Annotated in this window: 13 protein-coding genes; 7 read left to right on the forward strand and 6 right to left on the reverse strand. The window is 61.5% G+C overall.

Annotated elements, in window-relative coordinates; genetic code table 11:
- Nucleotides 1-201 precede the first annotated feature (201 nt).
- The 7 genes from ACLH0J_RS28005 (at nt 202) to ACLH0J_RS28035 (ending at nt 7,218) form a co-directional block, all read left to right on the forward strand.
- Nucleotides 202-1,128: a glutamate/aspartate ABC transporter substrate-binding protein gene (locus tag ACLH0J_RS28005; RefSeq protein WP_411389982.1), complete on the forward strand. Its 927-nt coding sequence runs from the start codon at nt 202-204 to the stop codon at nt 1,126-1,128.
- A gap of 194 nt (nt 1,129-1,322) precedes the next feature.
- Nucleotides 1,323-2,069 (forward strand): amino acid ABC transporter permease, encoded by a 747-nt coding sequence (locus ACLH0J_RS28010; RefSeq protein ID WP_411389983.1) that lies wholly within the window; start codon nt 1,323-1,325, stop codon nt 2,067-2,069.
- Complete coding sequence (locus ACLH0J_RS28015) at nt 2,069-2,740, forward strand: amino acid ABC transporter permease (RefSeq protein WP_411389984.1); 672 nt, start codon at nt 2,069-2,071, stop codon at nt 2,738-2,740. The genes ACLH0J_RS28010 and ACLH0J_RS28015 overlap by 1 nt, the downstream gene beginning before the upstream one ends.
- Nucleotides 2,737-3,471 carry an amino acid ABC transporter ATP-binding protein gene (locus ACLH0J_RS28020; RefSeq protein ID WP_411389985.1) on the forward strand — a complete coding sequence of 245 codons (735 nt, stop codon included), beginning with the start codon at nt 2,737-2,739 and terminating at the stop codon, nt 3,469-3,471. The genes ACLH0J_RS28015 and ACLH0J_RS28020 overlap by 4 nt, the downstream gene beginning before the upstream one ends.
- Before the next feature lie 159 nt (nt 3,472-3,630).
- Nucleotides 3,631-5,532 carry an ATP-binding protein gene (locus ACLH0J_RS28025; protein ID WP_411389986.1) on the forward strand — a complete coding sequence of 634 codons (1,902 nt, stop codon included), beginning with the start codon at nt 3,631-3,633 and terminating at the stop codon, nt 5,530-5,532.
- Nucleotides 5,529-6,869, forward strand: coding sequence for a sigma-54-dependent transcriptional regulator (locus tag ACLH0J_RS28030; protein WP_411389987.1), 1,341 nt, complete (start codon nt 5,529-5,531; stop codon nt 6,867-6,869). Before ACLH0J_RS28025 ends, ACLH0J_RS28030 begins: the two co-directional genes overlap by 4 nt.
- Before the next feature lie 10 nt (nt 6,870-6,879).
- Nucleotides 6,880-7,218, forward strand: coding sequence for a GlpM family protein (locus tag ACLH0J_RS28035; protein ID WP_411389988.1), 339 nt, complete (start codon nt 6,880-6,882; stop codon nt 7,216-7,218).
- Between the two features lie 34 nt (nt 7,219-7,252).
- Here ACLH0J_RS28035 and ACLH0J_RS28040 read toward each other — a convergent pair whose 3' ends face one another.
- From ACLH0J_RS28040 to ACLH0J_RS28065, 6 genes are all read right to left on the reverse strand, one after another.
- On the reverse strand, nt 7,253-8,650 hold the full coding sequence (locus ACLH0J_RS28040) for a sigma-54-dependent transcriptional regulator (protein ID WP_411389989.1): 1,398 nt from the start codon (nt 8,648-8,650) through the stop codon (nt 7,253-7,255).
- Entirely contained in the window at nt 8,640-10,409 is a 1,770-nt protein-coding gene (locus ACLH0J_RS28045; RefSeq protein WP_411389990.1) for an ATP-binding protein, read from the reverse strand. The genes ACLH0J_RS28040 and ACLH0J_RS28045 overlap by 11 nt, the downstream gene beginning before the upstream one ends.
- Nucleotides 10,406-11,533: a GNAT family N-acetyltransferase gene (locus tag ACLH0J_RS28050; protein ID WP_411389991.1), complete on the reverse strand. Its 1,128-nt coding sequence runs from the start codon at nt 11,531-11,533 to the stop codon at nt 10,406-10,408. Before ACLH0J_RS28050 ends, ACLH0J_RS28045 begins: the two co-directional genes overlap by 4 nt.
- Before the next feature lie 100 nt (nt 11,534-11,633).
- Entirely contained in the window at nt 11,634-12,509 is an 876-nt protein-coding gene (locus ACLH0J_RS28055; protein WP_411389992.1) for an alpha/beta hydrolase, read from the reverse strand.
- Complete coding sequence (locus ACLH0J_RS28060) at nt 12,506-13,900, reverse strand: aspartate aminotransferase family protein (RefSeq protein ID WP_010564115.1); 1,395 nt, start codon at nt 13,898-13,900, stop codon at nt 12,506-12,508. The genes ACLH0J_RS28055 and ACLH0J_RS28060 overlap by 4 nt, the downstream gene beginning before the upstream one ends.
- Complete coding sequence (locus tag ACLH0J_RS28065; protein ID WP_411389993.1) at nt 13,893-14,594, reverse strand: HAD-IB family phosphatase; 702 nt, start codon at nt 14,592-14,594, stop codon at nt 13,893-13,895. The genes ACLH0J_RS28060 and ACLH0J_RS28065 overlap by 8 nt, the downstream gene beginning before the upstream one ends.
- Nucleotides 14,595-14,728 lie beyond the last annotated feature (134 nt).

Here is a 14,728-nt window from a genome sequence, read left to right on the forward strand (position 1 = left end):
CCAACGGCTGAAAATTCGTCATCATGCGAAATTAATATCAATATAAATCAAAGACTTAGCCTTTTAGATCGGGTCTGGCACGACTCATGCTCTACACTGCTAGACGATGCCTTGGACGTCTCAGGAGCCGTCACGGGCATTCGCTGTACAAGAGAGCCGTTCAGCGGCTTCATAAAAAAAACAAATGTCGAGGAAGTATTGATGCGCATCGTTCCCCATATCTTGGGCGCAGCTATCGCTGCTGCTCTGATCAGCACTCCAGTATTCGCCGCCGAACTCACCGGCACGCTGAAGAAAATCAACGACTCCGGCACCATCACCCTCGGGCACCGCGACAGTTCCATTCCGTTTTCCTACATCGCGGATGGTTCGGGTAAACCCATGGGCTACTCCCACGACATTCAGTTGGCCATCGTTGAAGCCCTGAAAAAAGACCTGAACAAACCCGACCTGAAGGCCAAGTACAACCTGGTCACGTCGCAGACCCGTATTCCGCTGGTCCAGAACGGCACCGTCGACATCGAGTGCGGTTCCACCACCAACAATGCCGAACGCGCCCAGCAAGTCGCGTTCACCACCAACATCTTCGAAATCGGCACCCGCCTGCTGGTCAAGAAAGACAAGGATGGCAAGCCGTCCTACAGCGATTTCGCCGATCTGAAAGGCAAGAACGTCGTGACCACCGCCGGTACCACCTCCGAGCGCATCATCAAGGCGATGAACGCCGACAAGCAGATGGGCATGAACGTCATCTCCGCCAAAGACCACGGCGAGTCCTTCCAGATGCTGGAAAGCGGCCGCGCCGTAGCGTTCATGATGGACGACGCCCTGCTGGCCGGTGAAGAAGCCAAGGCCAAGAAGCCGGAAAATTGGGTCATCACCGGCACGCCACAGTCCTTTGAAGCCTACGCGTGCATGGTTCGTAAAGACGACCCAGCCTTCAAAAAAGCCGTGGATGACGCCATCGTCGGCCTGTACAAATCCGGCGAAATCAACAAGATCTACAGCAAGTGGTTCGAAAGCCCGATTCCACCGAAAAAACTGAACCTCAACTTCCCGATGAGCGACAAGGTCAAGGAACTGATCAAGAACCCGACCGACAAACCGGCTCCAGAAGTAAAGATCTAAATCCTGACTAACCTTATCTCCTGAGGGAGCCCTGCTTCCTCAGGCGTCTGTTACTACCTGCTGGCTTTATTTTCTGGAACACTCGACTGGCGGTTTTCGAGCCGATCGCGTGTGCCTGGCGTTCACCGTCAGGTGGGAATGGATTTTCCCCAAGTAGGTGCTTGTACATCGATCGATTTCGAGGGGAGACCCTAATGAATTACAACTGGGACTGGGGCGTGTTCTTCAAGTCCACCGGCGTTGGCAGCGAGACTTATCTCGACTGGTACATCACCGGCCTGGGCTGGACCATCGCCATCGCCGTCGTGGCATGGATCATCGCCTTGCTGCTGGGCTCCATTCTGGGGGTCATGCGCACCGTGCCAAACCGCATCGTATCGGGCATCGCGACCTGCTACGTGGAACTGTTTCGTAACGTGCCGCTGCTGGTTCAGCTGTTCATCTGGTATTTCCTGATACCCGACCTGCTGCCGCAAAACCTGCAGGACTGGTACAAGCAAGACCTGAACCCAACCACCTCGGCCTACCTGAGCGTCGTCGTGTGCCTGGGCCTGTTCACCGCCGCCCGTGTATGCGAGCAAGTGCGCACCGGTATCCAGGCGCTGCCGCGTGGCCAGGAAGCCGCCGCACGCGCCATGGGCTTCAAGCTGCCGCAGATCTACTGGAACGTGCTGCTGCCCCAGGCGTATCGGATCATCATTCCGCCGCTTACCTCGGAATTCCTCAACGTGTTCAAGAACTCCTCCGTGGCGTCCTTGATCGGCCTGATGGAACTGCTGGCGCAAACCAAACAGACCGCCGAATTCTCGGCCAACCTGTTCGAAGCCTTCACCCTGGCCACACTGATCTACTTCACCCTGAACATGAGCCTGATGCTGCTGATGCGCGTGATCGAGAAGAAAGTCGCCGTGCCCGGCCTGATCTCCGTGGGGGGTAAATAATGGAATTCGATTTCAGCGGCATCATCCCCGCCATCCCCGGCCTGTGGAACGGCATGGTCATGACCTTGCAGTTGATGGTCATGGGCGTGATCGGCGGTATAGCCCTCGGCACGGTCCTGGCGTTGATGCGCCTGTCCTCCAACAAGCTGTTGTCGCGCCTGGCCGGCGCCTATGTGAACTACTTCCGCTCGATCCCGCTGCTGCTGGTGATCACCTGGTTCTACCTGGCGGTGCCGTTCGTGCTGCGCTGGATCACCGGCGAAGACACCCCGATCGGTGCGTTCACTTCCTGTGTCGTGGCCTTCATGATGTTCGAGGCCGCATACTTCTGTGAAATCGTGCGGGCCGGCGTGCAGTCGATTCCCAAGGGCCAGATGGCCGCCGCACAAGCGATGGGCATGACCTACGGCCAGACCATGCGCCTGATCATCCTGCCCCAGGCGTTCCGCAAGATGACCCCGTTGCTGCTGCAACAGAGCATCATCCTGTTCCAGGACACCTCGCTGGTCTACACCGTGGGCCTGGTGGATTTCCTCAACTCCGCCCGCTCCAACGGCGACATTATCGGCCGCTCCAATGAGTTCCTGGTCTTCGCCGGTGTCGTCTACTTCATCATCAGCTTTTCCGCCTCGCTGCTGGTCAAGCGTCTGCAAAAAAGGTTTGCCGTATGATCTCTATCAAGAACATCAACAAGTGGTATGGCGACTTCCAGGTGCTGACCGATTGCAGCACCGAGGTTAAAAAAGGCGAAGTGATCGTGGTGTGCGGACCGTCCGGCTCGGGCAAATCCACCCTGATCAAGTGCGTCAACGCGCTGGAACCGTTCCAGAAAGGCGACGTGATCGTCGACGGTACGTCCATCGCCGACCCGAAGACGGACCTGCCGAAATTGCGTTCGCGCGTGGGCATGGTGTTCCAGCACTTCGAGCTGTTCCCGCACCTGACCATCACCGAAAACCTGACCATCGCGCAGATCAAGGTGCTCGGCCGCAGCAAGGAAGAAGCCACCAAGAAAGGTCTGCAACTGCTTGAGCGCGTCGGCCTGTCGGAACACGCCCACAAGCATCCTGGCCAGCTTTCCGGTGGTCAGCAGCAACGTGTGGCGATTGCCCGCGCCCTGGCCATGGACCCGATCGTCATGCTGTTCGACGAACCGACCTCGGCGCTGGACCCGGAAATGGTCAACGAAGTACTGGACGTGATGGTGCAATTGGCCCAGGAAGGCATGACCATGATGTGCGTGACCCACGAAATGGGCTTCGCCCGCAAAGTGGCCGACCGCGTGATCTTCATGGACAAAGGCCAGATCATCGAAGACTGCCCGAAAGAAGAGTTCTTCGGCGACGTCAGCGCCCGCTCCGAGCGCGCGCAGCACTTCCTTGAGAAAATCCTGCAGCACTAAAAAAGCCACAGCTCGCTCCTCCTGTAGGAGCGAGCTTGCTCGCGAAAAACGACAACGATGACGCGCACATCCTGGATGAACGCGGTGCCCTTGGCTTTTTCGCGAACAAGCTCGCTCCTACAGGAAGGGGTGAGCGGTAGCTGACCCAAGGCATCTGTGATGAAATGCGACCCCAACCTCTATCGCGCCGCACCGCCATCACTTGCCGTGAAGCCTCGTCTGATCCGCCAACTGTTCCTGCCGCCGTTGATCGTCGCCCTGATGATCGGCCTGGGTTATATCGGCTTTTGGGTCAGCGAGTACTATGGCATCCGCACCCTCAGCGATACCGGCGAACGCCAGCTGGAGCTGCATGCCCGCACCGTCGAAAGTGAAATCAGCAAATACACCTACCTGCCCAGCCTGCTGGAGCTGGAGTCCAGCGTCTCCAAGCTGCTGGCCGATCCGAATCAGGAAACCCGCAAAACCGTCAACGATTACCTAGAAGGCCTGAACCGACGCAGTCGCAGCCGGGCCATCTACGTGATGGACACCACCGGCCGTGTGCTGGCCACCAGTAACTGGCGCGACGCCGACAGTTACCAGGGTGAAGACCTGTCCTTCCGCGCCTATTTCCAGAATGCCGTACGCGGCCAGCCCGGACGCTTCTACGGCATCGGCAGCACCAACGGCGAACCCGGTTATTACCTGGCCCACGGCCTGGAGGAACACGGCAAGATCATTGGCGTCGCCGTGGTCAAGGTGCGTCTCGAAGCCTTGGAAGAACGCTGGCAGCGCGCCCGCCTCGAAGCCTTTGTCAGCGATGAGAACGGCATCATCATCCTCTCCAGCGACCCGGCCCGCCGCCTCAAGGCCGTGCGCTCGCTGAGCGATGAAACCAAGGAACGCCTGGCCCACAGCCTGCAATATTACTGGGCCACGCTGAACGAGCTGGAACCCCTGGCCCGTGAGCGCCTGAACGCGGGCACCGAGAAACTGACCTTTCCGGCCAACAGCGAAGTGGTGAACGACGAGCACGAGGTCAGCTACCTCGCCCAGACCCGCCCGCTCAACGACACGCCGTGGAATTTCACCCTGCTCACCCCGCTCAACGACCTGCGCCGCGCGGCGATCAACCAGGGCATCCTGGTGGCCGTCGCCTTTGGCCTGGTGGCCCTTCTGCTGATTGCCTGGAACGAGCGGCGCAAGGTCATCGCCACGCGCCTCGCCGCGCGGGAAGCCCTGCAGGAAGCCAACAGCCAGTTGGAGCGGCGGATTGCCGAACGCACCGCCGACCTGCGTGCCAGCAACGAACGGCTCAAGGGCCAGATCCGCGAACGGCGCCAGGCCGAAGAAACCCTGCGCCGCGCCCAGGATGAACTGGTGCAGGCCGGCAAGCTGGCGGCCATCGGGCAGATGTCCACCAGCATCGCCCATGAATTGAACCAGCCACTGGCCGCGCTGCGTACCTTGTCCGGCAACACCGTGCGCTTCCTCGAACGCGGCGCCCTGGACACTGCCAGCGCCAACCTCAAGACCATCAACGAACTGATCGACCGCATGGGCCGCATCACCGCCAGCCTGCGCTCGTTTGCCCGACGCGGCGATGACCAGGGCGAAGCCAGCCTGGGCAAAGCGGTGGACGCCGCGTTCCAGGTTCTGGGCGCACGCCTGGACAGCCTGCCGCTGACCCTGCACCGTGACTTCGCCCCGGCCCACTTGCAGATCGACCAGACCCGCCTGGAACAGATCCTCGTCAACCTGATCGGCAATGCCCTCGACGCCATGCAGGCACAACCGGCCCCCGAACTGTGGCTGGAAGGCAGCGCCGCCGACGGCAAATACCGCCTGCTCGTACGCGACAACGGCCACGGCATCGACCCCGAGGCGCGCAAACATTTGTTCGAACCGTTCTTCACCACCAAACCCGGTGAGCAAGGCCTGGGCCTGGGCCTGACCTTGTCTGCCAGCCTCGCGGCGGCCACCGGCGGCAACCTCGCCGTGGAGCACCCGGCCGGTGGTGGTACGGCCTTTGTCCTGTGCCTGCCGCTGGTGGGCGCTCAAAAAGCTGAGTCGACATGAACGTAGAAAAAAACACTGACCTGACCGTGCTGATCGTCGAGGACGATCCCCATGTGCTGCTCGGCTGCCAGCAAGCCCTGGCGCTGGAAGACATCACCAGCGTCGGCGTGGGCAGTGCCGAAGAAGCGTTGAAGCGTATCGGCGAGAACTTCGCGGGCATTGTCATCAGCGATATCCGCCTGCCGGGCATCGACGGCCTGGAGTTGCTCACCCGTCTCAAGGCCCTGGATAAAAGCCTGCCGGTGGTGTTGATCACCGGACATGGCGATATTTCCATGGCGGTCGGCGCCATGCGTAATGGCGCCTACGATTTCATGGAAAAACCCTTCTCCCCCGAACGCCTGGTGGACGTGGCTCGCCGCGCCCTGGAACAGCGCGCTCTGGCGCGGGAAGTCTGGTCGTTGCGTCGTCAGTTGGCCGAGCGCGACTCATTGGAGGGCCGCATCATCGGCCGCTCGCCCGCCATGCAGAACCTGCGAGAACTGATCGCCAACGTTGCCGATACGTCCGCCAACGTGCTGATCGAAGGCGAGACCGGCACCGGCAAGGAGCTGGTTGCACGCTGCCTGCATGATTTCAGCCGCCGCCATGCCCACCAGTTCGTCGCGCTGAACTGCGGCGGTTTGCCGGAGAACCTCTTCGAAAGCGAGATCTTCGGCCACGAAGCCAACGCCTTCACCGGGGCCGGCAAGCGCCGTATCGGCAAGATCGAACACGCCCACGAAGGCACGTTGTTCCTCGATGAAGTGGAGAGCATGCCGATCAACCTGCAGATCAAATTGCTGCGGGTCTTGCAGGAGCGCACCCTGGAACGCCTGGGGTCGAACCAGAGCGTGGCAGTGGATTGCCGGGTGATCGCCGCCACCAAGTCCGATCTCGACGAATTGAGCCGCGCCAACCAGTTCCGCAGCGACCTCTACTACCGCCTCAACGTGGTGACCCTGGAACTGCCGCCTCTGCGCGAGCGCCGCGAAGACATCCTGCAACTGTTCGAACATTTCCTGCAGCAGTCGTCGCTGCGCTTTGACCGCACGGCCCCGGAACTGGACAACCAGACGCTGTCCAGCCTGATGAGCCACGATTGGCCCGGCAACGTGCGCGAACTGCGCAACGTCGCCGAACGCTTCGCCCTTGGCCTGCCCGCCTTCAAAAAAAGTGGCGTCAGCAGCGGCAGCCAAGGCCTGGCGTTCACCGAGGCGGTGGAAGCCTTCGAACGCAACCTGCTCGTGGATGCATTGCAACGCAGCGGCGGCAATCTGACCCAGGCCAGCCAGGAACTGGGGATGGCCAAGACCACCCTGTTCGACAAGGTCAAGAAATACGGTTTGAGCCACTAAGGAGCACAGTGTGGATCTGCTAATCAAGGCCGCCCTGGGCGCGGCGGTAGTGTTGATATTGGCCGCGCTGGCCAAGACCAAAAACTATTACATCGCAGGCTTGGTGCCGCTGTTTCCGACCTTTGCCCTGATCGCCCATTACATCGTCGGCAAGGGCCGTTCGGTGGAGGATCTGAAAACCACCATCGTGTTCGGGATGTGGTCGATCATTCCGTACTTTGTGTACCTGGCGACGCTTTACGTGATGGTCGATCGGATGCGCCTGGAAGCGTCGCTCGCCGTGGCGGCGGTGGCGTGGCTGATGGCAGCCACCGTGCTGGTCAGCGTGTGGGTACGCCTGCACACCTGACACACCCCACGCCCACAGGTTTAATCGCGGTGGATCAGCGGACGATCTTGCCCACTTGAATCCCCAGCTTCTTCAAGCGATACCAGAAGCTGCGCTCGGAAATCCCGATCTTCGCCGCCGCAGTTGCCTGTACGCCATTGCTCTCCTGCAACGCCGCCAATATGTAGGCTTTTTCCACCTCTGCCAGCGCCGCATCGAGGTCGCGGGGAATACCCGGCCCGTCGCTGAGGATCGCCGTCACGTCACCTTCACCGGGTTTGGACGCAAACAGATAACCGGGCAAGTCGATGTCCTCGATCTCCGCAGATGCCGCCACGATGGTTGCGCGTTCCACGCAGTTCTGCAGTTCGCGGATATTGCCCGGCCAGTGATACGCCGCCATGGCCTGCAACGCCTCGGGGCTGAAGCCGGTGATGCGTTTGCCGGCGGTGGCGCTGAGGGCCTGGGCAAAGTGCCGGGCCAGGGGCGCGATGTCTTCCACCCGCTCGCGCAACGGCGGCAGCGGAATCGGGAATACGTTGAGGCGGTAATACAGGTCTTCGCGAAATTCCTTGTTGGCCACCGCCTCCAGCAAATTCTTGTTGGTGGCGGCGATGACCCGCACATCCACCTTGCGCTCGCGGGGATCGCCCACCGGTTCGATCACCCGTTCCTGCAACGCGCGCAGAATCTTGGCCTGCAACGCCAAGGGCATATCACCCACTTCATCGAGGAACAGCGTGCCCTGGTCGGCCTGCTGGAAGCGCCCTATCCGGTCGGCCACGGCGCCGGTAAAGGCGCCCTTGCGGTGGCCGAACATTTCGCTTTCCAGCAGCCCTTCCGGGATGGCCGCGCAGTTGACCGCCACGAAGGGCTTGTCGGCACGGCTGCCATGCTTGTGGATGGCGCGGGCGACCATTTCCTTGCCGGTGCCGCTTTCGCCGGTGAGCAGGATGGTGGCGCTGCTGTCGCGCACCGAGTCCACCGCCTGCAGCACTTTGCGAAACGCCGGGCTGTCGCCCACCAGGCTGTCGAATTGTGCATGTTCGTCCAGCTCGGCGCGCAGGCGTGCGTTGTCGCGCAGGATGTCGCGAAACTGCAGGGCCTTGGCCACGGTGATGTCCAGCTCGTCGATATCGAAGGGCTTGGCGATGTAGTCGTAGGCGCCGTTGCGGATCGACTGTACGGCGTTTTTCACCGTGCTGTAGGCCGTCATCACGATCACCGGCACCTGGGGGTAGCGCACCTTGATCTCGGCCAGCAGCGCCGGCCCGTCCATGCCCGGCATGCGCCAGTCGCTGATCACCAGGTCGATGTCTTCCTGCTCCAGCACCTTGAGTGCATGCAGGCCGTTGCCGGCAATGAACACTTGCACGTCGTTCTGGCCCAGGGCCGAGGCCAGCAGGTCGCAGAGCTTGGGTTCATCGTCGACTACCAGAATGTTATGCGTCATGACTGTCCTCGTCGTCTTCGCCCATCGCCGGAATGTACAGGCTGAAGGTGGCGCCGGCATCTTTCTCGCTGACGCATTCGATGCTGCCGTCGTGACTCTCCATGATCGAATAGACTTTGGCCAGGCCCAGGCCCGTGCCCGAGGCCTTGGTGGTGACGAACGGCGTGAAGATGCGCTCGATCATCTCGGCGGCAATCCCCTGTCCGGTGTCGGCGATGCTGATCACGGTGTTGTCGTCCACGCTGCGAAGGCCCAGGGTCAGGCGCCCGCCTTCGGGCATGGCGTCGACGGCGTTGAGAATCAGATTGAGGCAGGCCTGCTTGAGCTGCCGGGCATCCGCGTAGATCGTCGCGCCCGGCGCCTGGTCATCGATCTGCGCGTCGATGTTATGGGTGGCCAGTTCCGGCGCGCAGAAGCCCAGGATCTCTTCCACCAGCGCACGGGCCGACTGCACCACGCGCAACGGCGGGTTGGGCTTGGCGAAGTCGAGAAACTCCGTGATCAGGTCGTTGATGCGGCTGACTTCGCTGATCACGTATTCCAGGTGGCGCTTGTCGGTTTCCGCCAGGTCGGCGCGGCGGTGCAGCAACTGGGTGGCGGTCTTGATGATGCCCAGCGGGTTGCGGATCTCGTGGGCCAGGCCCATGGCGACTTCGCCCAGGGCGTGCAGGCGATCGCGGCGGCGCAGTTGGGCTTCGAGGTGATGCAACTCGCCCAGGCGCTCGGTCATGTGGTTGAAGGTGCTGCTCAGTTGCGCCAGCTCATCGCCACCGCTGACGGCGACACGGTGGGTGTAATTGCCGGAAATCACCGCGCTCACGCCTTGGGACAGATCCCGCAGCGGCCGGGTCAGGCGCCGCGACACCAGCACCCCCGCCGCCAGCGACAGCGCCGAACTGAGCAGGAAAATCAGCACGAACAGATTGCTCTGGTTCACCAGCCCCACCAGGCTGGTATGACGCAGCAGGCCGCTGAAGATCACGCCTTGCAGCTCGCCGGCATCATTGAAGATCGGCCAGTACAGGCCGCTGTAGTTATTGGTGAACTGCTCACTGGGCTGCCGGGTGCTGCGCATCGCGGCTTCGACAGTTTTAGGGATGCGCGAAGGGTGATCCTCGAAGCGCTGGGTCGAGAAAATCTCCGAAAAACCCTCGGGCTTGGCCAGGTACAGGCGCAGGTCGAGGGAGTGCACATCGGCCACGCTGGTGAGGAAGCTGCTGTCCAGGTACGTCCCGACCAGCAACTGGTAATCGACGCCGTCCTGGGTGCTCTCGAAGGTCGAGACCACGATGCCGGTGGTGACCCCGGCCACCTGCACGGTCTGCAACACCGTGTTATTGGTCACGTTGATCTGTTTGACGATGTCATCGGCGGCGGTGCTGAACATCACTTTGTGATCGCTGGCGCGGATCAGCGCGACCACGTCGATATCGCTGGCATCGGCAATGTCGGCGGTGAGCCTGTCGTGTTTGGCCGCCTGGCGGCTGGAGGGCGGGCCGATGTAGCGCAGGAACAGTTTGGCCATGCGCGCGTTGTCGTGAAGGATGTCACCGATCTCGTCCTTGACGATCTTGGTCGACTCCTGCAGCCAGATACGCACGTTGCTGTCGAAGATCTGCGACAGCGTAGTGGCGGCCAGTTCCGCCGCGATCATGGTGGGAATCACACTGACCAACCAGAACGCCAGCACCAGCTTGCGCTGGACGCTCCAACGCGAAATGGCAAAGGGGCGGGCTTTCTGGCGGGTCTTGTTGATCATCGGGTTTCGCTTATCGCAGCAGCCATGGCAGGGTCGGAACGATCCGGTCGAATAAACAGTTTTACAAGCTTGAGCAGGCCGTTGACCAGCCGGTTGCGATGCCGGAAAAACACACTGTTGCCCAGGAACTCGCAGCCCAGGCGCAGCTTACTGGCATACCCGGCCTGGCCGCACTCGTACAGCGCAATATTGTGTTGAATACAGTAGTCGACATTGGTCAGCCAACTGCGAAAGTACAGGTTGTAATCGCGGGTGAACGCCACGTCGTGCCCGAAAAACTTGTCCACCAGCCGGTGCTCGTCGACCAGGATCAGGTTGAACGCCACCAACTGCGCGTCGACCCAGTAAAGAGCACACACCGCGCGGTCCCCAAGCCGTTCGAGCACGCCGGTGAAGTAGTCGGCGGGCAGGCGCTCGAACTGCAACTCGGCGCGTGTCAGGGTGGCTTCGTACAGGCGCATGACGTCGGACAGCACATCGTCGATGTTGTGCCGCCACTCCACCCGCGGGCCCGATGCGCGCAGTTTGCGGCGCAGGTCCTTGCGTGTGGATTTGCCCAGGGAGCCGAGGTAGGCGTCCACCGAGCCGTAGGGCAACGGCAACACCCCCGTGGGCAGGCTCGGCATGCTTTGAAAACCGGCGGCGCGGCAGCTGTCGAGCCAGTGCGGGTCCTGGCTGGGCGCGTCCTTGACCGCGACCAGGCCGATCCCGAAATCATCGGCATCCTGGCGTGCGGCCTCGAGCAAGTGCCTGAGCAGCAGCGCGCGACGCGACGCCGGGACGTGGCTGGCCACCCCGGCGTCGCAGCGCTCGGCCACCGGCGAGCCGATGGCGTACAGGCTCAATTGCATGAGACCGGGCCACAGCCGCGCCAGACGCTCGGTCAAGCGTTTGCCGGCACCCGACACCGTGGTGTCGAGCCGATAATGGGTGATGAACGCGGCGGCCACAGCCACCAGCGTTCCATCTTCGTAAACCGCCAGGTAACGCCATTGGAAATCAGCGATGGCGGCGTTTTCCACAGCGACGTAGTAGTCCCAGTCCTCCAGGGCACCGGGAAAGCAGTCGTTCCAGGCGCTGCGCTGGAGAGCCCGGATAGTTGGGAAGGCTTGGGTGGTTATCACGTGTTTCCCTTTTTCTTCTGGATCCGTCGGGCTTGTGGTGAAAAGTGAGCTTGTGGCGGTTGTGGCGAGCGGCCTTGTCCCGCTCGCCACAGAAAACCCGCTAGCCACAAAGAGCCGCCTGGCCCTCCAGATAGCCAACATCCACAGCCGAGCTGTGTTGCTCGACGAACGTTGCGCTCAACTCGATCACCCGGCGGTACTGCAGGTCGACGGTGATCATGTGGTAGCAGTTGTCCAGCAGGATCTTGGTCACCGGCCCGCCGAGGTGGCGTTCCACGTAGTCGGCGTTCCAGCGGCTGGTGATGTCATCCTCGATCGAATGCAGCACCAACGCCGGCACCTTGACCTGGGGCATGCGTTTTTTGACCACGGCGTTCATCCGGTGCAACTCGCGCACGGTGATGCCCTCCATGGTCAGCAAACCCGCCTCGCTGCTCTCCCCTTCCTTCATCTGCCGTTCGACGATGGCCCGCAGGCGTTCATTCTTGATGCCGTAGGGCGGTTTCTCTTCGAAGCTGCAGATGTGCACGCCGAACGGGATTTTCATCAGCAACGGCGTGAGGAACGCCAGTTTGTTGATGCTCCAGCCGTCGTACTTCAAGGTGGTGGAATACATCAGCAGCCCGGCGACTTGCCCGGGGTGCTCGGCGGCCACGTACATCGACATCACCGCGCCCATGGACAAGCCACCGACAAACACCTGCGCATGCCGCCGACGGACTTGCACGAAGGTCTTGCGCACGCCTTCGTACCAGTCACGCCAGCCGGTGGCCTGCAGGTCGCTGTTATCGCCGCAGTGCCCGGCCAGGGTGGGCACGTACACCGTGCAATTGCCCGCTTTGGCCAGGCCTTTGGCAACCTGGCGCATTTCCGTCGGGGTGCCGGTCAGGCCGTGGATCAACAGAATCCCGACCGGACCTTCACCGAGAACGAAGCCGGCATCACCGTCACCGAGGTCGATCTCGAGGTTATTCACCGATTGGTCGCCCGCACCAGCAGTTGCTCGAGCAGCTTCAGGCCCAGCTCGATTTCCGGGTAGCTGATTTCCAGGGACGGTGCCAGGGTGATCACGTTCTTGTAGTAACCGCCCACGTCGAGGATCAGCCCGAGTTTCTGGCCGTCCACCACCATGTCGCCTTTCATGCCTTCCTCAACCATGTAGTCCAGGGTCGCCTTGTCCGGTGTGAAGCCGTCCGGGCCGCAGATTTCGCAGCGCAGGGCCAGGCCCAGGCCGTCGACATCGCCGATGATCGGGAAGCGTTTTTGCAGGTCCTGCAGGCCTTCGAGGAAGAACTTGCCCTTGGCCATGACCATCGCGCCGTAGTCGACTTCGTTGGTCATCTTGAACATTTCCAGGCCCACCGCCGTGCCCAACGGGTTGGAGGCGAAGGTGGAGTGGGTCGAACCTGGCGGGAAGATTTTCGGGTTGATCAACTCTTCACGGGCCCAGATGCCGCCCAGTGGGTTGAGGCCGTTGGTCAGCGCCTTGCCGAACACGATCACGTCCGGTTGTACGTCGAAGTGCTCGATCGACCACAGTTTGCCGGTGCGGTAGAAGCCCATCTGGATTTCGTCGGACACCATCAGGATGCCGTGCTGGTCCAGCACCTGCTTGAGTTCGCGGTAGAAGTTCATCGGCGGGATCACGTAGCCGCCGGTGCCCTGGATCGGCTCGACGTAAAACGCGGCGTATTCGCTCTGGCCGACTTTCGGGTCCCACACGCCGTTGTATTCGGTCTCGAACAGACGGGCGAATTGCTGCACGCAGTGGCTGCCGTATTCTTCCTTGGTCATGCCTTTAGGGCCGCGGAAGTGGTACGGGAACGGGATGAACTGCGCGCGCTCGCCGAAGTGGCCGTAGCGGCGACGGTAGCGGTAGCTGGAGGTGATCGACGAAGCGCCGAGGGTGCGCCCGTGGTAGCCGCCTTCGAAGGCGAACATCAGGCTCTTGCCGTTGGTGGCGTTACGCACCACTTTCAGCGAGTCTTCGATGGACTGCGAACCGCCGACGTTGAAATGCACGCGACCGTCGAGGCCGAATTTTTTCTTGGCGTCGACCGCGATCATTTCCGACAGCTCGATCTTGCCTTTGTGCAGGTACTGGCTGGCGATTTGCGGCAGGGTGTCGATCTGCTGTTTCAGCGCGTTGTTCAGGCGCGGGTTGGCGTAGCCGAAGTTGACCGCCGAGTACCACATTTGCAGGTCGAGGTAGGCCTGGTCTTCGGTGTCCCACACGTAGGAGCCTTCGCAACGGCTGAAAATACGCGGTGGCTCGATGTAGTGGACGGTGTCGCCGTAGGAGCAGTACTTGGCTTCTTTATCCAGAAGAATCTGGTCTTCGGCGCTCGCGATGCGGATATCAGACATGGTGGAAGAGTTCCTGGTTGTCGGCAGCGGTAAAGGAGGTGGCGTTGGCGGCGATGCCCTGGGGCAGTTGGGCCAGCAGTGCGGTCACTTCGGCGAAGGTGTCGAAGCGTGCGTGAGGAATGTCATGGGCCACGCAGTAATCGGCGAGGCTGCCCTTGGCGAACACGAAATCGGCGGTGGAGGCCACGCACATGTCGGACTTGCCGTCGCCGATCACCAGCACGCGCTTGTTGCGCGGCGTGGATTTGCACTTGCAGTTGCCGGAGGCGGCACGGCAGGCGTCGCTGGCGTAGGGGAAGTCGATGCGCCAGCTGTCCTGGTCGACCTGGCGCAGGCGGTTGGCGATGATCGGCAGCAAGGTCACGTAGTTGCGCGACAGGATGCGTGCGATGCCTTGTTCGATGCCGTCGCTGACCACTTCGATGGTCGCGCCCAGGCCCATGACGTGATCGACGAAGTCGGGGAAGTCCGGGTCGATCTCGACACTGTCGAAATACGCCAGCAGTTGCGCCGGGGTGGCTTTGATCAGCGCCAGTTGGCGGCTCAGGCATTCGCGTGAACCGATGTGCCCATCCAGCCATTGCTGTTCGATGGTTTCCCACTCGGGGCCGGCGAAGCGTTGGAGGACGTTGTCGATGACATCGGTGGGGGTAATGGTCCCGTCGAAGTCACACACGATATGCCAGTGGATCATCTGCGTTTACCTAAGAGGAGCGCGCTGTATGCGCTTGCAACTGGGCTAGAGCAGAGACTGTGCCAACTGGCCATTACCCAGCGGGGCTGGGGCTTTGCCGGGTGCTTCGGGTAATTCGTGTCGCACAAGCTACA

Origin of the sequence: Pseudomonas sp. MPB23 (assembly GCF_046605395.1) — a bacterium.
Lineage (GTDB): Bacteria > Pseudomonadota > Gammaproteobacteria > Pseudomonadales > Pseudomonadaceae > Aquipseudomonas.